Origin of the sequence: Actinophytocola sp. (genome assembly GCF_035712165.1) — a bacterium.
In the GTDB taxonomy this organism is placed as follows: domain Bacteria; phylum Actinomycetota; class Actinomycetes; order Mycobacteriales; family Pseudonocardiaceae; genus DASYTH01.
The window spans coordinates 1-19,696 of the sequence record NZ_DASTBH010000129.1 but is presented as its reverse complement, the minus strand read 5'-3'; the positions used below and the strand labels follow the sequence as shown (position 1 = coordinate 19,696).

At 72.0% G+C, this 19,696-nt stretch carries 19 protein-coding genes and 1 pseudogene; 14 read left to right on the top strand and 6 right to left on the bottom strand.

What is annotated here, in order from left to right; translation table 11 throughout:
• Positions 1-260: pseudogene (locus tag VFO68_RS07120) on the top strand (ribonuclease activity regulator RraA); the annotation flags it as partial.
• Between the two features lie 95 nt (positions 261-355).
• Here VFO68_RS07120 and VFO68_RS07115 read toward each other — a convergent pair.
• On the bottom strand, positions 356-2,227 hold the full coding sequence (locus VFO68_RS07115) for a S8 family serine peptidase (protein ID WP_325157367.1): 1,872 nt from the start codon (positions 2,225-2,227) through the stop codon (positions 356-358).
• A gap of 197 nt (positions 2,228-2,424) precedes the next feature.
• Between VFO68_RS07115 and VFO68_RS07110 the strand changes: the two genes are divergently transcribed.
• Complete coding sequence (locus VFO68_RS07110; RefSeq protein ID WP_325157366.1) at positions 2,425-2,988, top strand: dihydrofolate reductase family protein; 564 nt, start codon at positions 2,425-2,427, stop codon at positions 2,986-2,988.
• Here VFO68_RS07110 and VFO68_RS07105 read toward each other — a convergent pair.
• A complete protein-coding gene (locus VFO68_RS07105) occupies positions 2,960-6,085 on the bottom strand; it encodes a BTAD domain-containing putative transcriptional regulator (RefSeq protein ID WP_325157365.1) in 3,126 nt (1,041 codons plus the stop codon). The genes VFO68_RS07110 and VFO68_RS07105 overlap by 29 nt on opposite strands.
• A gap of 92 nt (positions 6,086-6,177) precedes the next feature.
• On the opposite strand from VFO68_RS07105, the gene VFO68_RS07100 reads away from it, so the two are divergent.
• Genes VFO68_RS07100 through VFO68_RS07090 form a run of 3 tightly spaced genes read left to right on the top strand, consistent with a single transcriptional unit; the run spans position 6,178 to position 9,294 of the window.
• Entirely contained in the window at positions 6,178-6,951 is a 774-nt protein-coding gene (locus VFO68_RS07100) for an alpha/beta hydrolase (RefSeq protein WP_325157364.1), read from the top strand.
• Between the two features lie 40 nt (positions 6,952-6,991).
• Positions 6,992-8,188, top strand: coding sequence for a DNA polymerase IV (gene dinB / locus VFO68_RS07095; protein WP_325157363.1), 1,197 nt, complete (start codon positions 6,992-6,994; stop codon positions 8,186-8,188).
• Between the two features lie 56 nt (positions 8,189-8,244).
• Positions 8,245-9,294, top strand: coding sequence for a hypothetical protein (locus VFO68_RS07090; protein WP_325157362.1), 1,050 nt, complete (start codon positions 8,245-8,247; stop codon positions 9,292-9,294).
• Here the strand turns inward: VFO68_RS07090 and VFO68_RS07085 are convergent, their stop codons facing one another.
• From VFO68_RS07085 to VFO68_RS07075, 3 genes are read right to left on the bottom strand one after another with little or no spacing between them, the layout of a single operon-like run.
• Complete coding sequence (locus VFO68_RS07085) at positions 9,295-10,041, bottom strand: SRPBCC domain-containing protein (protein WP_325157361.1); 747 nt, start codon at positions 10,039-10,041, stop codon at positions 9,295-9,297.
• Between the two features lie 10 nt (positions 10,042-10,051).
• Positions 10,052-10,636 (bottom strand): ArsR/SmtB family transcription factor, encoded by a 585-nt coding sequence (locus VFO68_RS07080; RefSeq protein ID WP_325157360.1) that lies wholly within the window; start codon positions 10,634-10,636, stop codon positions 10,052-10,054.
• Positions 10,637-10,678: 42 nt separating this feature from the next.
• The gene (locus tag VFO68_RS07075) at positions 10,679-11,119 is read right to left on the bottom strand and encodes a helix-turn-helix domain-containing protein (RefSeq protein WP_325157359.1); all 441 of its coding nucleotides are present in this window, start codon (positions 11,117-11,119) and stop codon (positions 10,679-10,681) included.
• 89 nt (positions 11,120-11,208) lie between these two features.
• Between VFO68_RS07075 and VFO68_RS07070 the strand changes: the two genes are divergently transcribed.
• The 3 genes from VFO68_RS07070 to VFO68_RS07060 all read left to right on the top strand — a co-directional run bounded on the left by VFO68_RS07070 (position 11,209) and on the right by VFO68_RS07060 (position 14,408).
• Positions 11,209-12,261 carry a 4Fe-4S binding protein gene (locus VFO68_RS07070; RefSeq protein ID WP_325157358.1) on the top strand — a complete coding sequence of 351 codons (1,053 nt, stop codon included), beginning with the start codon at positions 11,209-11,211 and terminating at the stop codon, positions 12,259-12,261.
• Positions 12,262-12,392: 131 nt separating this feature from the next.
• Positions 12,393-13,136, top strand: coding sequence for an AraC family transcriptional regulator (locus VFO68_RS07065; RefSeq protein ID WP_325157357.1), 744 nt, complete (start codon positions 12,393-12,395; stop codon positions 13,134-13,136).
• A gap of 153 nt (positions 13,137-13,289) precedes the next feature.
• Positions 13,290-14,408, top strand: coding sequence for a carboxymuconolactone decarboxylase family protein (locus tag VFO68_RS07060; RefSeq protein WP_325157356.1), 1,119 nt, complete (start codon positions 13,290-13,292; stop codon positions 14,406-14,408).
• A gap of 6 nt (positions 14,409-14,414) precedes the next feature.
• Here VFO68_RS07060 and VFO68_RS07055 read toward each other — a convergent pair whose 3' ends face one another.
• Entirely contained in the window at positions 14,415-14,876 is a 462-nt protein-coding gene (locus tag VFO68_RS07055) for an acyl-CoA thioesterase (protein WP_325157355.1), read from the bottom strand.
• Between the two features lie 321 nt (positions 14,877-15,197).
• On the opposite strand from VFO68_RS07055, the gene VFO68_RS07050 reads away from it, so the two are divergent.
• The 6 genes from VFO68_RS07050 to VFO68_RS07025 form a co-directional block, all read left to right on the top strand.
• The gene (locus tag VFO68_RS07050; RefSeq protein ID WP_325157354.1) at positions 15,198-16,550 is read left to right on the top strand and encodes a cytochrome P450; all 1,353 of its coding nucleotides are present in this window, start codon (positions 15,198-15,200) and stop codon (positions 16,548-16,550) included.
• A 173-nt stretch (positions 16,551-16,723) separates the two neighbouring features.
• Positions 16,724-17,020 carry a DUF6235 family protein gene (locus VFO68_RS07045; RefSeq protein ID WP_325157353.1) on the top strand — a complete coding sequence of 99 codons (297 nt, stop codon included), beginning with the start codon at positions 16,724-16,726 and terminating at the stop codon, positions 17,018-17,020.
• 157 nt (positions 17,021-17,177) lie between these two features.
• A complete protein-coding gene (locus tag VFO68_RS07040; RefSeq protein ID WP_325157368.1) occupies positions 17,178-17,663 on the top strand; it encodes a DUF6423 family protein in 486 nt (161 codons plus the stop codon).
• A 21-nt stretch (positions 17,664-17,684) separates the two neighbouring features.
• Positions 17,685-19,007: an FAD/NAD(P)-binding protein gene (locus VFO68_RS07035; RefSeq protein ID WP_325157352.1), complete on the top strand. Its 1,323-nt coding sequence runs from the start codon at positions 17,685-17,687 to the stop codon at positions 19,005-19,007.
• Between the two features lie 10 nt (positions 19,008-19,017).
• Positions 19,018-19,461 (top strand): DUF6187 family protein, encoded by a 444-nt coding sequence (locus VFO68_RS07030; protein WP_325157351.1) that lies wholly within the window; start codon positions 19,018-19,020, stop codon positions 19,459-19,461.
• Positions 19,436-19,696, top strand: a 261-nt coding sequence (locus VFO68_RS07025) for a carboxymuconolactone decarboxylase family protein (protein ID WP_325157350.1), incomplete at its 3' end; no start/stop codon positions are given. The genes VFO68_RS07030 and VFO68_RS07025, both read left to right, overlap by 26 nt.

Sequence of the window (19,696 nt, the reverse complement as noted above, 5' to 3'; positions counted from 1 at the left end):
CCGCCGTCAACGTGCCGGTGGCGTGCGGTGGCACGCTCGTCGAGCCGGGCGACATCGTCGTCGCCGACGACGACGGGGCGGTCGTGGTGCCGATCAAGCTTGCACCCACCCTGCTGGCTGTTGCTCAGGAGCACGCGGAATGGGAGGAGTTCTCCCGGGTCCGGCTGGCCGAGGGCGGCGACCTGCGGCTGTACTACCCGCTGTCGGACGAGGCCCGGCCCGAGTACGAGCGGTGGCGCGCCGAGCAGGGCCTGGGCTGACGGGCGCTCTCAGCTCCACAGCCGGTCGCGGCTCGACTTCCCGTCCCAGTGCGGCCCCGGCGGTCTGGGGGCCCGCCGGGGCCTCCGCTCAACCGTTAGGAGACGACCAGGGCGAAGTCGGCGTCGGTGGCGGCGGTTTCGACGTGGCCGTCGGTGTTGATCTGGGTGCCGAGCACGTCGATGGTCCAGGTACCGGCGGCCGGGGTCTGGACGAAGACGTTCTCCACGGTGTCAACCGTGTTGGCGGTGCCGCCCGCGGTGGACCAGACGCCGGCGTTCAGGCCGTTGTTTCCGAAGTAGACGGTTCCGTTCGGCGCGGTGACCCGCAGTGTGAGGTCGTTGACCCTGGCGACCGCCGCGGTCGGCGAGCCGGGCGGGTCGGTGTAGACCATGGTGGCCTTGAGCGGCCGGGAGCCGTTCGCGGTCACCGTGTACCGCCTGGTCTGGCCCGTGGTCAGCAGGTCGGTCTCGTTCACCAGGACCGGAAGCCGCCAGCCGCCGGCCTGGGCCAGGTCGTAGAGCGTGCGCACGCTGACCGTGCCCCAGCCCTGGTGGGTGCGGGTCATGTCGTGCGCGGTCCCGGTGAACGGGTACTGCGTCGCGGAGTTGATCATTAGGGCCTTCGCGGTGGCGGCGTGCGGGCGGCTGGCGAACACGTCCCGCGCCTTGCCCGGCCCGCCGTCGAACACGCCGTCCGCCCACATCTGGAACAGCAGCCCGGCGTTGCCACAGGTGATCGGGGTCGCGCCGCTGGTGCCGCCGAACGAGGTGGTGTACGAGGTGTTGCTGGTGGACGACGTGGTGTCGATGGCGTCGTAGTAGTTGGACAGGTCCGGTTTGATCCGGCCGTCCGCCGCCGGGCCGATGCTGGCCCCGCCGCTCCAGGCGTCATCGGTGCGGCTCAGCGTGTTGCGGTGGAACTGACCGCCGACCGAGAGCACGTTCTTGGCCCACGCCTGCGGACGCGAACTGCGCGTGCCGGCGTTGCTCTGCGACTGGCAGATCAGGATGTCCAGGTCGAACACGATGGTGTCCATGGCCGCCGAGATCGACGTGTAGGCGGTGGTGAGGTTGGAGCCCCAACTGTTGCTCTGGAACACCGCGCGGTACGGACCGGTGGGACTGACCAGTTCCCGGGTGTGCGCGTAGCGGTCCGGCCGGCTGCTGGTGGCGAAGATGCCCTGCGCCTCCGGCAGCACGCCGCGGCGCGTCGCACTCACCCCGGAGGCGAAGATCTCGCCATAGGTGGACGTGCCGTGGCTGGTGTTGGTCGAGTTCGGACCGTGCAGCAGCACCGGCCGGGCCTGGAACTCCTGGTGCGTGGTGCGCAGCCCGAGGTCCATCACCTCGGCGCGCACCCCCTGGCCCCGGTAGCCGCCGACGCTCTCCACGTAGTTCGCCCCGCTGGCCTCCCGGGAGATGTTCATGTCGGTCTGCGGCGCGGACATCGGACCCACCGCGAGCACCGCCGGCAGGGCGGCGACCGCGTCCAGCCGGGCCGGGTCCAGCGTCGCCAGCAGATGCCGGCCGCTCTCCGAGACCAGGTCCAGCTGGCCGCCGAGCCGGCGGATCTGCCTGGCCACCGCGCGCGCCTCGGCCGGGTCCCGGTCCAGGAGCGTGATCAGGTACTGGGCGGTGCCGGCGAACGCGGTCAGCCGCGCCTCGGCGTCGAGTTTGTCCGCCGCCCGGTAGCCGGCCACCGAGCGCACGAAGCCGAGCCGTTCCACGGACTGTTTGGTGCTGCCGGTCATCCGCACCACGTAGGTGAGGTCGGGCAGGTAGCCACCGACCCGGGCGCCGAGCCCGGCCAGCGCGGCGCGCTGCGGGTCGGTCAGGGTCGCGGTGAGGGTGACGAGGTAGGCGTTGGTCTCGGCGGCCGGATCGGCGGCCGCCGGGGCGGTGACCGTGCTGAGCAGGATCGCGCTGAGCACGGCGCCACCGAGTAGACGCCGTCGGGTACGCGGCATGGGATACCTCCGAAATGCGCAGGGAACGCCCGGTACGGGAGGAATCGCCCGGGCGGCGTCACCGAAGGTACGGGAATGATCACCTTCGGTCAGCCACCGAACGGCCTACGGGGCTGGGAAGGGGGCCAGAAGAACTCCGTAAGTCCGACTTGGAAGGCTGATCACCAACAAGGCCGGACCCGGAAAGGACCCCCGCGATGCGCAAGCTGATCGCCAAGACCGACATGTCGCTGGACGGCGTCATCGACAACCCCGGCGCCTTCACCGCGCCGTACTGGACCGACGAGTGGAACGAGCACGCCGGCGCCCTGACCTTCGACACGCTGCTGATGGGCCGCAAGACCTACGAGGGGTTCTCGGCCGCCTGGACCCGGCCGGAGATGCTGGAAGCCGAGGGCGAGTTCGCCACCCACATGAACACGGTGCCCAAGTACGTCGTCTCGTCCACTCTGGACACGGCGGAGTGGAACAACACCACGGTGGTCCGGCCGGATGACCTGGAGGCGGAGGTCACCAGGATCAAGCAGGCGCCGGGCGGGGACATCGTCATGTTCGGTTTCGGCGGCGTGGCACACCAACTGCTCAAGGCCGGCCTGCTGGACGAGCTGCAGGTGTGGATCTACCCGGTGCTGGCCGGCGCGGTCGAGGTGGACAAGCTGCTGTTCCGCGACGGCACGCAGATCCCGCTGCGGCTGAACAACGCGACCACGCTCAAGTCCGGCGTGATCATCCTCAGCTTCGGTCCCGCGGAGCCGAGCTGACCAGGATCTGGGGGTCGGCTTCGCCGCCGCGGCCGACCGCGGCGGCGAAGTCGTGCTCGCCGAGCTCCGCGCGCACCGTGGCGGTGATCCGGTCGATGTCGCCGCGCTCGGCCGGACCCGCCGGCAGGTCTCCGGAACGCCGGGCGGCCGCCGCGGCGCCGAGCAGCTCGGCGGCCAGCCGGTGGCCGCCGGCCGCCGCCGTCGCGCCGGCCAGCCCCTCCAGCGCGCCGACGACGTCGCGGGCCGCGGTGAGCTTGCGTCCGATCTCGAACGCCTGCGTGTGCAGGGCGATCGCGGTGTGCGGTTGGCCGCGCAGCTCGGCGATGAAGCCCAGCTCGGTCAGCACCATCGGCTCGTGCACGGTGTGCCCGTCCTGCGCCCTGGCCAGCCCGAGCAGGTCGGTCAGGTGGGTCTCGGCGACGTCGAGCTCGCCGGCCCGGCGCGCGGCGAAGCCGAGGACCAGCCCGGCGAGAATCCTGCCGGGCGGGTGGTCCTGCTCGTGCGCAAGGCGCAACGCCCGTCCGGACCATTCCCGGGCCTGGGCGTGGTCGCCGGCCTGCAGCGCGATCCAGCCCAGCCAGGACAGCCGGCCGCACACCTCCGGCCACAGCCCGAGCTCCTCGGCCAGCTCCAACCCTTCCCGGAGCAGCCGGCCGGCCCGCTCGTAGTCGCCGGTCATCTCGGCGAGCCCGGCCAGCCACTCGGTGGCGGCCAGCACGCCCCACCGGTCGCCGAGCGCGCGGAACAGGTCGCTGCTCTCCTGTGCGTAGCGGCCGACGCCGGCCGGCTCGCCGCGTACGTGCGCGAGCCTGGCCCGGCTGGCGAGCGCCGCGGCAACGCCCCAGCGGTCGCCGAGGGACCGGAAGGTCGACAGCGCCCGGACCAGCCGTTGCTCGGCGACGTCCGGCCTGCCCTGGTCGACGCCGGCGTGCACCAGGAACCATTCGGCGAGCGCGCGTTCGCCGTCCCTGCCGGTGCCGTCGAACAGGGCAAGCGCCGCGTCCGCCCGCGCCGTCCAGTCGCCGCCATCTCCGTGCAGCAGCGAGAATCCGATGTGCCAGGCGGTGGCCGCCGCCCGCGCGGGCCGCGCACCGCCCGGCAGGTCCAGCACCGCGCCCAGCGCGCGGCGCGCCTCGGTGAGCCGGCCGCGCAGAAACCAGTACCAGGCAAGGGAGTTCACCAGGCGCAGCGCGGCGCCGGCGGAGCCGTGCCGGATGGCGTGGTCGAGCGCGGCGCGCAGGTTGCCGGACTCGGCGTCCAGCCGGTCCAACCACTCGCGCTGCTCGGCCCCGCGCAGCCGGGCCTGCTCGGCCAGCCCGGCGTAGTACTCGAGGTGCCGGTCGCGAACCTCGTCGAGCTCGCCGGCCTCGGCGAGGCGTTCCAGGCAGTAGGCGCCGACCGACTCGAGCAAGCGGTAGCGCGGCCCGTCGGCGAGCACCACGAGCGAGCGGTCGACCAGCCGGGCCACCAGGTCGAGCGCGTCGGGCGCACCGCCCACCGCCTCGATGGCGGCCAGTGTGGCACCGTCGACGTGCATCGCGAGCCGGCGCAGCAGGGTCCGCTCCGGGGCGGTCAGCAGGTCCCAGCTCCAGTCGATCACCGCGCGCAGCGTCTGCTGGCGGGCCGGGGCGTCCCGGCGGCCCTTGGTGAGCACCCGGAACCGGTCGTCGAGCCGGGACAGCACCCCGGACACGCCCAGCGCGCGCACCCGGGTGGCCGCCAGCTCCAGGGCCAGCGGGAGGCCGTCGAGCCGGCGGCACAGCGTCGCGACGCCGACCGGGTCGGCGGTGGCCGGCAGGCCGGCCCGGGCCCGGAACAGCTCGGCGGCGTTGTCCGCGGCGAGCGCCGGCACCGGCCACACCGACTCGCCGGCCACGTCCAGCGGTTCCTGGCTGGTGGCCAGCACGCGCAGGCCGGGCACGGCCCGCAGCAGCGCCGCGACCACCGCGGCGACCGGCTCGACGATCCGCTCGCAGTTGTCCAGCACGAGCAGCAACCGCCGGTCCCGCAACGCGTTGGCCAGGGTGGCGGGCTGCCGGATGCCGAGCACCGCCATGATCGCCTCGCTGACCTCACCCGGGTCCGGGTCGGTGAGCGGGGCCAGCTCGACCAGCCACACCCCGTCGGCGAACTCCTCCACCAGCCGGGTGGCGATCTCCTCAGCCAGCCGGGTCTTGCCGACGCCACCCGGACCGGTGAGCGTGACCAACCGGGCCGACCCGAGCAACGCCCGCAGCTCGGTGACGGCGTCGTCGCGCCCGACCAGACCGGTGAGCGGCGCCGGGAGGTTGGTGGCCGGGCCGGGCCGGATGGCCGGCGCCGGGTCCGGTCCGCGCACCGGGCGGGCGGCCAGTTCCGGGTCCTGTTCCAGGATCGCCTGGTGCACCGCGGCCAGTTCGGGACCGGGGTCCAGGCCCAGCTCCTCGTCCAGCCGGCGGCGCAGGTCGGCGTAGCTGTCCAGGGCCTCGCTCGCCCGGCCGGCCCGGTACAGCGCGCGCAGCTGCACGGCCCGCAGCCGTTCCCGCAACGGGTGCCGGGCCACCAGGTCGCCCAGCTCGGCGGCCAGCAGGCTGTGCTCGCCGAGCTCCAGCCGGGCCTCGGCGGACAGCTCCAGCACGGCCAGCCGCTGCTCCTCCAGCCGGGTGATCGCCGCCTGGGTGAACTCGTCATCACCGAAATCGGCGAACGCGGGACCACGCCACAGGCGCAATGCCTCGGCCAGCAGATCGGCCCGGACCCGTGGGTCGGAGCTGCCCTGCGCGCGGGCGACCAGCGCGGCGAACCGCGTGCTGTCCAGACCGTCCGGGCCGGTGTCGATCAGGTAGCCGGGCGACCGGGAGACCACCAGGTCCCGCGCCCCGGGTTCGGCGTCGTCCAGCGCCCGGCGCAGCTGGGAGACCCGCACCTGCAACGCGCCCGCGGCGTTGGCCGGCGGGCGGTCCCCCCAGAGATCGGCCACCAACCGGTCGCTCGACACCGGCCGGCCGTCGTGTATGAGCAGGTCGGCGAGCAGCGCGCGAACCTTCAGTCCGGCGATCGCGACCGTCTGCCCGGCCGCGGTCCACACCGCGACCGGCCCCAGTACCCCGAACCGCATGCCGGCCACCTTAAGGGCACGGGAAGTGCGCGGTAAGGCACGCCGGTCAGGCTTGGCAGTGTCGCCGATGAAGATCGAGAACGGAGTCCGGCATGTACGCCCCCGTCAACGACCTGCAGATGTACTACGAGATCCACGGTTCCGGCCGGCCCCTGGTCCTGCTGCACGGCGCCCTGTCCGGCATCGGCACCTCGTTCGGCCCGATCCTGCCGGCGCTGGCCCGCACCCGGCAGGTGATCGGCGTCGAACTGCAGGCACACGGCCGCACCGCCGACGTCGACCGCCCGCTGAGCTACCGGCAGTTCGCCGCCGACGTGGCCGCGCTGCTCGACCATCTCGGCATCGGCGACGCCGACATCTTCGGCTACAGCCTCGGCGCCGGGGTGGCGCTGCAGGTCGCGATCGACCGGCCGGACCTGGTCGGCAAGCTGGTGCTGCTGTCGGTGACGCACACCCCGGACGGCATGTACCCGGGTCTGGTGGAGGGGATCGGCGAGCTCACTCCCGCCGACCTGGCCGGCTCGCCGTTCGAGCGGGAGTACGCCGAGATCGCCCCGGACCCGGCGCACTGGCCGGCCCTGCTGAAGAAGGTCCAGCAACTCGACCTGTCGTTCGAGGGCTGGCCGGCCGAGCAGGTCGCCGCGGTGACCGCGCCCGTCCTGCTCGTGCTCGGCGACTCCGACATCGTCCGGCCCGAGGCCGGGGTGGAGCTGTTCCGGCTGTTCGGCGGCGGCGTGCCCGGCGACCTCGTCGCCATGCCCAGGTCGCAGTTCGCGGTGCTGCCCGGCACCAACCACATCGGCCTGTCCGACCGCGCCGCGTGGTTGGCGCCGATGATCGAGTCCTTTCTGGACGCACCGGCCTGACCTCGGACGATACCGCCCTGTCGGTGCCGTATGCGAACATATGTTCGTGACGGGCGAGGCGACGATTCTGCACGCGGACCTCGACTCGTTCTATGCCTCGGTGGAGCAGCGCGACGATCCGCGGCTGCGCGGCCGGCCGGTGATCGTCGGCGGCGGGGTGGTGCTGGCGGCGAGCTACGAGGCCAAGGCGCACGGCGTGCGCACCGCGATGGGCGGCTGGCAGGCCCGGGTGCTGTGCCCGAACGCGATCGTGGTGCCGCCGCGCATGTCCGCCTACGCGCAGGCCAGCAAGGACGTGTTCGAGGTGTTCCGCAACACCACGCCGCTGGTCGAGGGGATCTCGATCGACGAGGCGTTCCTCCAGGTCGGCGGGTTGCGGAAGATCGCCGGCACACCGGCGGAGATCGCCGAACGGCTGCGCAGGGACGTGCGGGAGCAGGTCGGCCTGCCGATCTCGGTCGGGGTGGCCCGGACCAAGTTCCTGGCCAAGGTGGCCAGCCGGGTGGCCAAGCCGGACGGCCTGCTGGTGGTGGCGCCGGACGCGGAGCTGGCGTTCCTGCATCCGCTGCCGGTGGACCGGCTCTGGGGGGTCGGCGAGGTGACCGCGGCCAAGCTGACCAACCGCGGCGTCATGACGGTCGGCGATCTCGCCCGGCTGACCGAGAAGACCCTGATGGCCATGCTCGGCAAGGCCACCGGCCGGCACCTGCACGCGCTCGCGCACAACCGCGACCCCCGGCCCGTGGTGGTCGGCAGGCGGCGCGGCTCGATCGGCTCGCAGCGCGCGCTCGGCCGGTCGGCGAAGTCGGCGGCCGACATCGACGCGGTGGTGTGCACGCTGGTCGACCGGGTCACCCGGCGGATGCGCACCGCCGGGCGGACCGGCCGGACGGTGGTGCTGCGGCTACGGTTCGACGACTTCTCCCGGGCCACCCGCTCGCACACGCTGCCCTGGACCACCTCGGCCACCGAGACCGTCCTGGTCACCGTGCGGTACCTGGTCGCGGCGGCGATGCCGGTGATCCGCGAGCGCGGCCTGACCCTGATCGGCATCACGGTCGGCAACCTCGACTCCAGCGGCGCCATCCAACTCGCGCTGCCGTTCGACGATCAGTCCAACCCGGCGCTGGACGGCGTGCTGGACCGGGTGCACGACCGGTTCGGTTCGACCGCGATCACCCGGGCGGTGCTGCTCGGCCGTGATCCCGGGATGCAGGTTCCGTTGCTGCCGGACTGACCGGCGCGCGCCTAAGCTCGGTGGCGAACGCATCGACCTGCTGGGGGTGAGCAAGGGTGAACGCGATCCTGGACGAGGCCTATCTGCGGCTGCACTCGACCGGGCCGGAGTGGGGCGACGAACTGTCGAACCACGGCCCGATGGCGGCGGAGGTGCTGGTGCGGCGCGGCCACGCCGAGGAGGTGCCGGCCTGGCTGGACGCCTACGTCCGCCGGCTCGACGACCTGCCGGCGGCCCGCGAACCGATCACCGACGCCACCTGGCCGCAGGCCCTGAGCGACTTCGGCCGGATCGGCGACTGGGTGGTCTACTTCGGCACGCAGGTGCGCGAGCGGCCCTGGCGCGAGGTGCTGGCCACCTGGTGGCCCCGGCTGCTGCCGGGCATCGCGGCCGGCGCGACGCACGGGGTGATCCGGGTCAGCCACGCGCTGCGCACCCTGCTGGCCGGCGACGAGAGCCCGGCTGATGCCGTGGCGGTCACCGAGCTGGCGCACGGCCTGGCCTGGTGGGCGGCCCGGTCGCTGCCGGTCCCCGGGCCCATCGGGCCGTACGGCGGGTTGGACGCCGCCGAGGCGCTGGAGTCGGTGCCGCGCATCCCGAGCCAGCAGGGCGGGCTGGCGTCCCGGTTCGGACAGTTGGGTTCGCTGCGGAGCTTCCCGGAAGCGCTGGCGGCGTTGCGCGCGCCGGCCGATCCGGACGACGCCCGGGACCGGCTGGCCGACCTGGTCGGCGCGGCCACCCGGAAGTACCTGACGCACGGCCACGCGAGCCCGGTGCTGCTGGTGCACACCGCCACCGCGCCCAACGCCGTGCTGCACTCCCTGCCGGCGCTGCCCCGCGAACTGTGGCCGGCCAGCCTGACCGCGGCCTGGTCGGCGAGCGCGGCGATCCTGTCCACCTACGCGCCGGTGGCCGGGGCGCCGCGCGAGGTCCTGCCCGAACCGCCGACGGCGGACGACCCGGTCGCCGAACTGCTCGACCGGGCCGCCGCGACGGGCGAAGAGCACGTCATCAAGTTCACCGACACCGCCGCCGAGGTCTACGCCCGCTCCGCCGACCCCGACGTGCTGGCCGCCGCCGTGCGGGTGCGCGACCTGCTGAGCTGATCAGACGAGCGCGGTGGCGAGCCAGGACTTCCAGGCCTGCTCGATCCGGGCGCCGTCGACGCCGGCGTCGAACGCGGAGTACTCGATCACCGGGGTGCGCTGGGCGTACATGAACGAGTAGAAGCCGTCCTCGGTGCGCACACCGACCCAGTGCGGCAGGCGGGCGAACTCGACGACGCCGTCGGCCGGCGCGATGCCCTCGACGGCGACCTGGGCCTTGTCGCCGACCACGACGGTCTCGGCCAGCCCGAGCGCCGTGCGGTAGGCGGCCCACAGCCGGTCACCGTCCACTCCGGACTCACCGAGCAGGAACAGGTTGTAGGTGGAGGACCGGCCGGCGAAGTGGGTGACGTAGACGCCCAGCTTCTCCAGGTACATCCGGTCGCCCTGAGTCAGCGCGTCGTACTCGTCCTCCCAGTCGTCGCCGAGGGCTCCACTGTGGACGAACCGGATCGAGGTACTGCCGCCGGAGCGGGCCTCGATCAGGTACTCGAACGCCATGAACGTGCCGTCCGGGTTCTCGTCGCCCCGGTAGGCGAGGTGCCGGCCCGGCTCCCAGGCGGTGATGGTGGACTCGGCGGACCAGCCCGGCATCTCCATCGTGGTCCGGCCGCCCTCCCTCGGTTCGAACTGGCTGTGGCCCATGAACCAGGAGTCGACCCCGGGACCGGTCGCGATCGCGGCCCACACCTGCTCAGGCGTGGCGTCGACGGTGATCTCCTCGCGGATCTCGAACGGGTGCGGCATTCTCTTTCTCCTATTCGGTGGTGACACTCGGATGAACCGCGAGGATCAGGCGGTGCTCGCGCCCGCCCGCGGCGGTCTCGTCGTGGTAGCGGGCGACCAGCGCGGTGACCGCACCGGTCAGTTCCTCGGTGAAGGCGGCCCGGTCGGCCGCCGTGCCGAACCGGACGGTGGCGTCGAGGGCGAACGTGGCGACCCGCTTGCGCGCCTTGGCCGCTCCGGTGAGCAGGTCGCCGACCTCGCGGACGGTCCGCGCGGCCAGGGCGAGCAGCCACCGGGCCGACAGCCGGTCCGGCGCGCTGCGCGGGTCGGGCGCCACCGCGGCCAGCGCGGCCGGCGAGATCAGGTAGGACGCGGCGCTCGCGCGCAGCACGCGCTCGGTGGCGTTGCCCTTGCGGCGCTCTTCGACCAGCTCGACCAGGCCGTGCTTCTCCAGCGTGCGCAGGTGGTAGTTGACCTTCTGCCGGGGCAGGCCGACCCGCGCGGCCAGCATGGTCGCCGACAGCGGCTCGGCCAGTTCGGCCAGCAGCCGCGCCCGCACCGGGTCCAGGGAGACCTCGGCCGCGGCCGGGTCGGCGATCACCGCTACGTCCAACATGACGCAACGGTCTCACCGACAAATTATTTTGTCAAGACAGCTCTAGTTGTCGGCTCGCCGCCGGGTCCGCACCAGGGTCATGTCTTCGGTGCGCACCGGCTCGCCGCAGGCCGCGCACACCGTCCGGGGGGCGAGCGTGGCGCCGCAGCCGTGCCGCCAGACGGTGGGCGGCGGGCCGTCGGTGACGTGCCGGTCGCCCCAGTCCATCAGCGTGAGCAGCACGGTGTGCAGCGCCTGGCCGGCCTCGGTGAGCACGTACTCGTAGCGCGGCGGGTGCTGCTCGTACTGGCGCCGGTCGAGCACCCCGGCGGCCACCAGGGTGCGCAGCCGGGCGGCCAGGATGTCCCGGCTGGCGCCGGTGTTCTCGGCGATCCGGTCGAACCGGTGCACCCCGAAGAAGACCTCACGCAACGCCAGCAGGCTCCACCGCTCGCCGATCACCGTCAGGGCGTTCGCGATCGAGCAGGCACGCGCGTTGGGCACCTCACCATGGTCGCAGAGTCCGTCTTGATTTCCAACTCTGCAGTTGAAACAGTGGGTTGGACATTCCAACCCGCGAGCGGAGCGAGCCGATGAAACACACCAGGCTGGATGGCCACCCGACGGTCCGGGCGGTGCGCGAGCGCGCGGCGGCGCCGGCCGAGCCGGTGCTGGACGCCGCCGCGCTGCGCGCGCTGTGCCACCGGTCCGGCGCTGACGACGCCGGTTTCGTTTCCGTGGACGATCCGGCGGTGGCCGCCGACCGCGAGCGGGCCGGCTGGGTGCTGCCCGGCGCCCGCACCTACCTGGCCTTCGTGCTGCGGATGAACCCGGACAGCGTGCGCAGCCCGGCGCGCAGCATCGCCAACACCGAGTTCCACCAGACCGGCGAGGACGTCGACCGGGTCGCCCGGCGCATCGCCGCCGGCCTGCGCGACCTCGGGCACCGGGCGCTCAACCCGCCGGCCACCTTCCCGCAGGAGATGGAGCACTTCGGCCGGCAGGCCTGGGTGATCCAGCTCAAGACCGTCGCGGTCGCCGCCGGGCTCGGCGCGATGGGCATCCACCGCAACGTGATCCATCCCCGGTTCGGCAACTTCGTGCTGCTCGGCGTGGTGCTCACCGATGCCGGGGTGAGCGAACCGGACACGCCGCTTTCCTACAATCCCTGCCTGGAATGCAAGCTGTGCGTGTCCGCCTGCCCGGTCGGGGCGATCGGCAAGGACGGCTCGTTCGACCTGGGCGCCTGCTACACGCACAACTACCGGGAGTTCATGACCGGCTTCACCGATCTACTGCAGACCGTGGCCGACAGCGCGGACGCGGCCGACTTCCGGTCCCGGGTCACCGACACCGAGGCACTGTCCTGGTGGCAGAGCCTGGCCTACAAACCCAACTACAAGGCCGCGTACTGCATGGCGGTCTGCCCGGCGGGCGAGGACGTCATCGGGCCCTACCTGGACGACCGCAACGGGTTCCGGAACCGGGTCGTCGCGCCGTTGCGCGACAAGGTCGAGCCGGTCTACGTCACCCCGGGCAGCCCGGCCGAGCGGTACACCGGCAGCCGGTTCCCGCACAAGAACATCCGGCACGTCGACAACGGCATCCGCCGCCCGGCGTCGAAGGAATCCACTGTGGACCAGTGATTTCATGAAAAACTCATGAATTGCCGAGGTGTAATTCATTTGGCGGTTCATGGTGCGATCACTCCCGGCCGGTACGCGTTTCTGGGACGGTTTTGACACGCGCGCGTCGTAGGCACCATGGGAGGTGAACCATGGACGAAGTCGTGCTGCGAGCCGTCGAGCGGGCTGTCGACACCATGCGACAGAATCTCGGCGACCGGCTCACCGTCGACGACCTGGCGCGTTCGGCGATGTTCAGCAAGTTCCACTTCACCCGGGTGTTCCAGCGGGTCACCGGGCTGTCCCCCGGACGGTTCCTGTCGGCGGTACGGCTGGCCGAGGCCAAGCGGTTGCTGGTCTCGACCTCGCTCACCGTCGCCGACATCAGCCATCAGGTGGGATACAACAGCGTCGGCACGTTCAGCTCACGGTTCCGCAGCAGTGTCGGGGTTTCGCCCACGACCTACCGGCAACTCGGTGGGATGACCGCCCCCGCGCAACCGGCCGAACCGCCGGTCCCGCAGACCAGGACGACCGTACGGGGACACATCGTGACTCCGGCGGACCAACCGTTCGGGCCGATCTTCGTCGGGTTGTTTCCGGGCCGGATCCTGGAGGCGCCCGCGGTTCGGCACACCGTGCTGGCCGAACCCGGACCGTACGCGCTGGCCGACGTCCCGCCCGGCCGGTGGTACCTGCTGGCCTACCGTGCGGCGCGGCGGACCGGCGGCATCGACGTTCCGCCGCACGTCGGATCCAGCGGACCCATCGACATCGAGCCGCACATCACCGCCCGGCTCGCCGACGTCCGGCTGCGTCCCCGGCATGTGCTCGACCCGCCTGTGCTGATGGCACTGCAGGACGTCCGGCCCGCGGTCGCCCAGGCCGCATCCTGACTCCGGCCGCGGCGGCGCCGGCATCTGGCCCGCCGCTCGCGGCCGCTCCATGCGGGGGATACGCGATCGTGCGCAGCTCAGTCGGAACCATGGTCATGCCCGACCCAAGCTCGTACCCTAAGTCAGTAGCATCATGAAACCTTAGGGATGGCAATGGGTGGCGTACTGATTCGCAAGGCGTTCCAGAAGACGCTGTTACAGGTCCGGCACATCACCGTGGTCCCGCCGGCCCAGGCTCACGATCTGGTCGCCACCGTGTACACGGACGCCGAACACGACTACGGCGTGCTCAGCCCCGCCCTCGCCGTGCACTCCCCGATCCCGGATCTGCTTGCGGCGGCATGGATTCTGACGCGCGAGACGCTGATCGCCGACGGCAGGGTGGACCGCGCGACCAAGGAGGCGGTCGCCACGTCGGTGTCCATCGCGAACGCCTGCCAGTTCGGCGTGGACCTGCACCTGACCACGCTGGACGCGGTCAACGAACGGCGGGACGCCACCGGGTCGGACGACGCGGCGGCGGTGGCCGCCGACCACTCGGTGCGGGTGCTCTCCGAGTGGGCCCGCAGCAGCGCCGGAGCCGGTTGGCGCACCACGCCGTTCGCCGCCGACCAGGCGCCCGAGCTGCTCGGCACGGTACTCGCCGCGCACTATCTCAACCGGATCGCCACGCTGTTCCTGCCCCGCTCGGCAGTGCCCGCCGGGATCACGGCCGCGGCCGGGCCGGCGGCGCTGCGGTTGCTCGGCGGGCATCTGCTGACCGCCGCCGCCCGGCCACACCGGCCCGGCGCGTCGCTGCGTCTGCTGCCGGATGCCGCGCTGCCGGCCGATCTGGCCTGGGCGCAGGGAAATCCGGGCATCGCGGCGGCGCTGGCCCGGGTGGCGGCCGCCACCGACGCGGCCGGGGCCCGCGCGGTGCCCGCACCGGTACGCGACCTGGTGACCCGCGAACTGTCCCAATGGGACGGTGACCCCACCGGAATCGGGCCGGACTGGGCCGACGCCAGAATGTCTGCTCTGGATGATGCGGACCGGCCGGCCGGGCGGCTCGCGCTACTTGTCGCGCTGGCCCCGCACGCGGTGGACCTGGCCGTGGTCGAGGAGTTTCGCCGCGGCCGGCGCGCCGACCGTGATCTGGTGGAGCTCACCGCGTGGGCCAGTATGGCCGCCGCCCGCCGGATCTGCGCCCGGATCGCGCCCGCACCGGTGGCGCGGGTGCTGCCGTTTCGCCGGCGGCGCAACCGGAACGACGTAGCCGATGCGCCGGGCTGAGAGTGGTCAGGCCGCGTTGGCGAGCGCGGCCCGCACCGACGCGCCGAGCGCGTACGGCGCGAGCGCGTTACGCAGCGCGGCCGGCACCCGAGCCGGCACGGTCTGCGTGTTCGGGCCGCGCATGCAGGCGATCCGCTGAACCCCCCGGGCCACCAGGGTCTCGCCCTCGTCGTGCAGCTTCACGTAGTCGAACCGAAACTGAATCTGGGTCTGGGTGAGCTCTTCGAGCCGCATCCGGATGGACAGCTTGTCGAAGGCGGTGATCTCCGAGTAGAACTCGCACTCAGCCTTGAGGGTGAACAGTTTCAGATCGTCGCGCACGTCCTCGAGCACGTCGGGGGCCTTCTCCCGCAGGAACGTCTCCCGGCACACACCCTGCCAGCGCAGGTAGTTCACGTAGTAGACGTTGCCGACGAAGTTCGTCTCCTCGAATCCGACCGTGTGCCGGATCTCGTAGTAGTCAGACATGCTCAGCCAGTCTTCCTTTCCCGACAGGTGCGGTCGCGACCGCCGGAACGCTGGCGGCGTCCAACCGGCGGCCGCGACCTTTGACCACTCACACCGTCCCTGGGACCAAGGCGGTGCTCGTGGCGGGGGCTTCCTCACTGGCAGCGGGCGAGGAAAACGAGGGGCCCCATTGACCGTCGTAGCTGCCAGCGTGCCGCAGCGCCCGCGCCGGTGTCTTCTCCCGCCGTGCCTTGAGGTTGGCCTGATCTGCGCACTTCTTGTGTAGTGCCGGCTTGCGCCGCGAACGGTTTACCTTTCGTGGCGCCGAGTTATCGTCGTCATATGACCGAGCCGCACCGGGTTCCGCCGGGCCCGCCCCGCCGGGCGACGCTGCGCCTGCTGCGCGAGCTGAAGAACGACCGCCTCGCGCTGATGAGCCAGGCGCGCGCCGAGTACGGCGACGCCGTGCGGGTGGTGATCGGCCCGAAGAAGCTGTACATCTTCAACCATCCCGACCACGCCAAGCATGTGCTGGCCGACAACGCGGCCAACTACCACAAGGGAATCGGCTACATCGAGTCGAAGCGGGCGCTCGGCGACGGGCTGCTCACCAGTGAGGGCGAGCTGTGGCGCAAGCAACGCCGCACGATCCAGCCGGTGTTCCAGCACAAGCGGATCGCCGCGCAGGCCGACGTCATCGTCGAGGAGGCGGCCAAGCTCGTGGCCCGGTTGCGCACGGCGCAGGACGGCGCCCCGGTGGACGTGCTCGAGGAGGTCACCGGGCTCACCCTGGGCGTGCTCGGCCGCACGCTGCTGGACACCGATCTCGGCGCGTTCGAGTCGATCGGCCACTCCTTCGAGCATGTCCAGGACCAGGCCATGTTCGACATGGAGACGATGGGCCTGGTGCCGGCCTGGCTGCCGCACGCCAAACAGCGGCGCTTCCGTACCGCGCGGGCCGACCTGTCCCGGATCGTCGAACGGCTGGTGGCCGGCCGGCTGGCCGATCCGCGGCCGGCCGCCGACGACGTGCTCACCCGGCTGATCGCCTCCACCGCCGAGGAGACCGACCCCCGGGTCGGCGAGCGGCGGATGCGCGACGAGTTGATCACCCTGCTGCTCGCCGGGCACGAGACCACGGCGAGCACCATCGGGTGGACGCTGTACCTGGTGGACCGGCACCCGGAGGTCGCCGACGCGCTGCACGCCGAGGCCGTCGAGGTGCTCGGCGACCGGGAGCCGAGCTACGCGGACCTGCCCAGGTTCCGTTACACCGCCATGGTTCTCAACGAGGTCATGCGGCTCTTCCCGCCGGTGTGGATCCTGACCCGCAAGGCGGTGGGCGCCGACGAGGTGGGCGGTTACCACGTGCCGGCCGGGTCGGACGTGCTGATCTGCCCGTTCACGCTGCACCGGCATCCCGACTTCTGGACCGACCCGGACCGGTTCGATCCGAACCGGTTCGACCCGGACCGGCCCACCGCGGGCCGGCCCCGGTACGCCTTCATCCCGTTCGGCGCCGGACCGCGGTTCTGCGTCGGCAACCACCTGGGCCTGATGGAGGCCACGTTCGTCATCGCCATGCTGGCCAAGGAACTGCGGCTGTCCCTGGTGCCCGGCCACACGGTCACCCCGGAACCGATGCTCTCGCTGCGGCTCGGCGGTGGTCTGCCGGTGAACGTCACCGCGCGCTGACCGCACCCACTCGACCCGCGGGGAATGCTCGAAATTGAGCATTCCCCGCGGGTTTTCGCATGGCCGGCAAAGGAAACGTGCGCACGATAGGAGAAGGGAGTTAGTTGCTTGACGCAATTCGGTTCGCCTACCATTGAGTTGCGTCAAGAAACTGATAGATCGGAGTGGTGACGATGGAACAGCGGATGCGGTTGAGCGGCGGGCTGGAACAACTCGACGAGTGGGCCGCCGAGGCCCGGCAGTCCCAGAAGAACGTGCTGTACAAGGCGCTGTTCGCGGTGACCGAGGGCTCGGTGTACCACCGGTACGGCATTCTGGTCGACCCGATGAACACCTCGGAACACTTCGTTCTGGTGCGCGAGGACCTGGTGCTGAAGTTCCGTTACGAGGACGCCGGGAGTTTCGGGATTCTGTACATCGGACCACTGGAGACCGCACCCGGCCTCGATCTTGCTCTTGATCTTGCGTGACTCCCGGTCAGGCCCTTGAGCTTGGGTAGCCGATGTGCAAGTCTGGGTTTGCTGGGGGGCCGCCGAATTCGTCGTTTGAGCACGTGGAGGTTGCATGTCCGCAATGGATGTGCCCGGCCTGGACGTTGCGGGCAGGGTACGAGCGCGGGACATCCAGATGGCCGCGGTCGCCGACGTGCGCCGCCGGGTGCTGATGGTCTCCGGCGCCATCGACGCGATCGACCACGACGTGTCGGTCTGCATCAACCTGCCCGAGGCCGGCCGCTGGCAGGTGATCAAGTCAGAGACCAACCTGACCGACCAGACCTGGGTCGCCATGCAGGTCACCACCGACGAGGACACGCACTTCGTGGACGGCGGCGACGCGATGATCCTGTCCCGCCAGTTCGCCAAGACCTTCATGACGCCGGACCTGCGCCGGCTCACCTTCTACGAGGGCGAGGTGCGGCCGGGCGAGGCGGTGCTCAAGGTGTTCGAGATCGAGTCGAGCAGCCGCCGGCCCATGTACGCCCACGCCCGCTACAGCCCGATCGCCACCGAGACGGCCGAGGCGTCGTCCGAGAAGCTGCAACAGCTCATCGCGGACGGAATGCCGCAGCGGCCGGTGGTGGAGCTGATCGTTCCCGTAACGGTCATCGGATAGCCGCGGCTCGCGAGCGCCGCCGTGACCACGTTCATTCCAGATCCTCGACTGCTGCGCTCGCCGAGAGGCCGGGACTGGCCGGTGCTGCCCGGACCGCCGGCCACCGTCCCGGCGGTGCCGGACCGGGCCGAGGTCGCGATCGTCGGCGCCGGGCTCGCCGGAATCGCCGTCGCCTCAGCGTTGTGGCACCTGGGCGTGTCCGACGTGATCCTGCTCGACCGGACCGGGCGGGCCGGCGGGCGCTTCTTCGACCGGGTGGACACGTTGCGGCAGAACGTGTTGCGCTCGCCCTACGAGCACCATCCCGGGGTCGAGGGCTACCGCGACTGCGAACTGCTGGACTTCGCCCGGCTGCACTGGTCGCTGCTGAACCGGGTGGAACGCCGGGAGATCCGGATGGCCCAGGCCGGGCACCGGTCGGTGGTGCCGGTCGACGTGTTCGAGGCGTTCTGCCGGCACGTCACCGCGATCCACCGGATCGACGACCGGGTCCATCAGGCGGCGGTGCACGCCGTGCGGCCCGGCGGTGACACGGTGGCCGTGCACACCGACTCCGGCGCGCTGACCGCGCGCTACGTGGTGCTGTGCCTCGGCGAGGAACGCCGCCCGGCCCCGTCGTCCTGGTGGCCGGGCAGCCGGCGGCCGGCCGGGGTCGGCTACTGGGACGAGCCGGTGCCGCCGGACGCCGAGTCGCTGATCGTGCTCGGCGCCGGGCTCAGCGCCGCGCATCTGGTCGCCAACGCGCTGGACGGCGGCCAGCGGGTGCACTGGGTGCTGCGCGAGCCGCGCGAACGGTTCCAGTGCGCGGACGTGAACTCCTCGTTCTTCCGGGCCGAGGGCCGGGCCCGGTTCGACGGCGTGCCCTGGACCGACCGGCTCACGCTGATGCGCCGCCAGCGCCGGGCCTCGGTGATGTTCGAGTTCCGGCCGCTGCTGGAGGACGCGGAGGCGGACGGGCGGCTCACCGTGCACCGCGGCCGTGCGGTCACGGCGGTCACCGGCAAACCGCGCGGCCCGGTCAGCGTGCTGCTCGCCGGCGAGCACCGGGTGGAGGGCGACCACCTCGCCCTCGCGCTGGGCACCACGGTGTCCACCGGCGACGGGCTGTTGCCGGCCGGGCTGGCCGGTCTGCGGGACGGCTGGCCCGATCTGGACGAGCGCACCCTGGCCTACCGCAACACGTCCCGGGTTTTCGCGGTCGGCGCGGCCGCCGGCATGGTGCTCGGCCCGGCGGCGCGCAACATCGACGGCCACCGGGTGGCCACCGCCCGGGTTGCCGCGACCATCGCCGCCCGCCTGTCCGGCGGCCCGCTACCCCGTGAGACGGCCAGGTCCCTTGTCTGACAACACTTCCGTGACCGAGCCGTTCGACTCGCGGTTCACCCTGCCGGCGGTCGACGACCCAGCGGCGGTTGAGGTCGGCGTGATACTTCTTGGTCTGGACGGACAACGGCTGCTGGCCGGACTCGGGTTGGCCACGCTGGCGGACGATCCGACCAGTGTGGCGCTGCTGGTGGACCGGCTCCGGCACGGCGTCGGAACGGGGATCGACCTGTCCACCGCGCTCGCCGCCGGTACCCGGCGGTGGCATGCGGTGCGGGCGGCGCTGACCGGCACGCCCGGCAACACGGCGGCGGTGCGGGCGGCCTGGGTGCGCGCCTGCGCCGTGATCGACGACGCCGGGCTCACCGGCCTCGGTCCGGCCAGCCGGGCCTACCTGGCCGCCTGCTGGCTTCGACAGTCCGAAGTGGACAGATATCTGGAGGATCCCGATGACGTACCTGAGGTCACTGCCTGACGACGCCGTCCTGATGCAGGTCTTCCAGCGCTTTCCCGAGCACTCCCGGCCGGTGATCGACTACCACGAGCTGGTGATGCGCGGACCGTCGCCGTTCACGCCCGCCGAGCGGGAGCTGATCGCCGCCTACGTGTCGGGGGTGAACGCCTGCGACTACTGCCACGGCGTGCACACCGCGACCGCCGAGGCGTTCGGGGTGCCCGCCGGCCTGCTCGCCGACGCGCTCGCCGCCGGT

Coding starts and splice junctions, on each gene's coding strand:
- VFO68_RS07115 (WP_325157367.1), bottom strand. CDS start 2,227: ATGCCGCGTACCCGACGGCGTCTACTCGGTGGCGCCGTGCTCAGCGCG.
- VFO68_RS07110 (WP_325157366.1), top strand. CDS start 2,425: ATGCGCAAGCTGATCGCCAAGACCGACATGTCGCTGGACGGCGTCATC.
- VFO68_RS07105 (WP_325157365.1), bottom strand. CDS start 6,085: ATGCGGTTCGGGGTACTGGGGCCGGTCGCGGTGTGGACCGCGGCCGGG.
- VFO68_RS07100 (WP_325157364.1), top strand. CDS start 6,178: ATGTACGCCCCCGTCAACGACCTGCAGATGTACTACGAGATCCACGGT.
- dinB (WP_325157363.1), top strand. CDS start 6,992: ATGTTCGTGACGGGCGAGGCGACGATTCTGCACGCGGACCTCGACTCG.
- VFO68_RS07085 (WP_325157361.1), bottom strand. CDS start 10,041: ATGCCGCACCCGTTCGAGATCCGCGAGGAGATCACCGTCGACGCCACG.
- VFO68_RS07080 (WP_325157360.1), bottom strand. CDS start 10,636: ATGTTGGACGTAGCGGTGATCGCCGACCCGGCCGCGGCCGAGGTCTCC.
- VFO68_RS07070 (WP_325157358.1), top strand. CDS start 11,209: ATGAAACACACCAGGCTGGATGGCCACCCGACGGTCCGGGCGGTGCGC.
- VFO68_RS07065 (WP_325157357.1), top strand. CDS start 12,393: ATGGACGAAGTCGTGCTGCGAGCCGTCGAGCGGGCTGTCGACACCATG.
- VFO68_RS07060 (WP_325157356.1), top strand. CDS start 13,290: ATGGGTGGCGTACTGATTCGCAAGGCGTTCCAGAAGACGCTGTTACAG.
- VFO68_RS07055 (WP_325157355.1), bottom strand. CDS start 14,876: ATGTCTGACTACTACGAGATCCGGCACACGGTCGGATTCGAGGAGACG.
- VFO68_RS07050 (WP_325157354.1), top strand. CDS start 15,198: ATGACCGAGCCGCACCGGGTTCCGCCGGGCCCGCCCCGCCGGGCGACG.
- VFO68_RS07045 (WP_325157353.1), top strand. CDS start 16,724: ATGGAACAGCGGATGCGGTTGAGCGGCGGGCTGGAACAACTCGACGAG.
- VFO68_RS07040 (WP_325157368.1), top strand. CDS start 17,178: ATGGCCGCGGTCGCCGACGTGCGCCGCCGGGTGCTGATGGTCTCCGGC.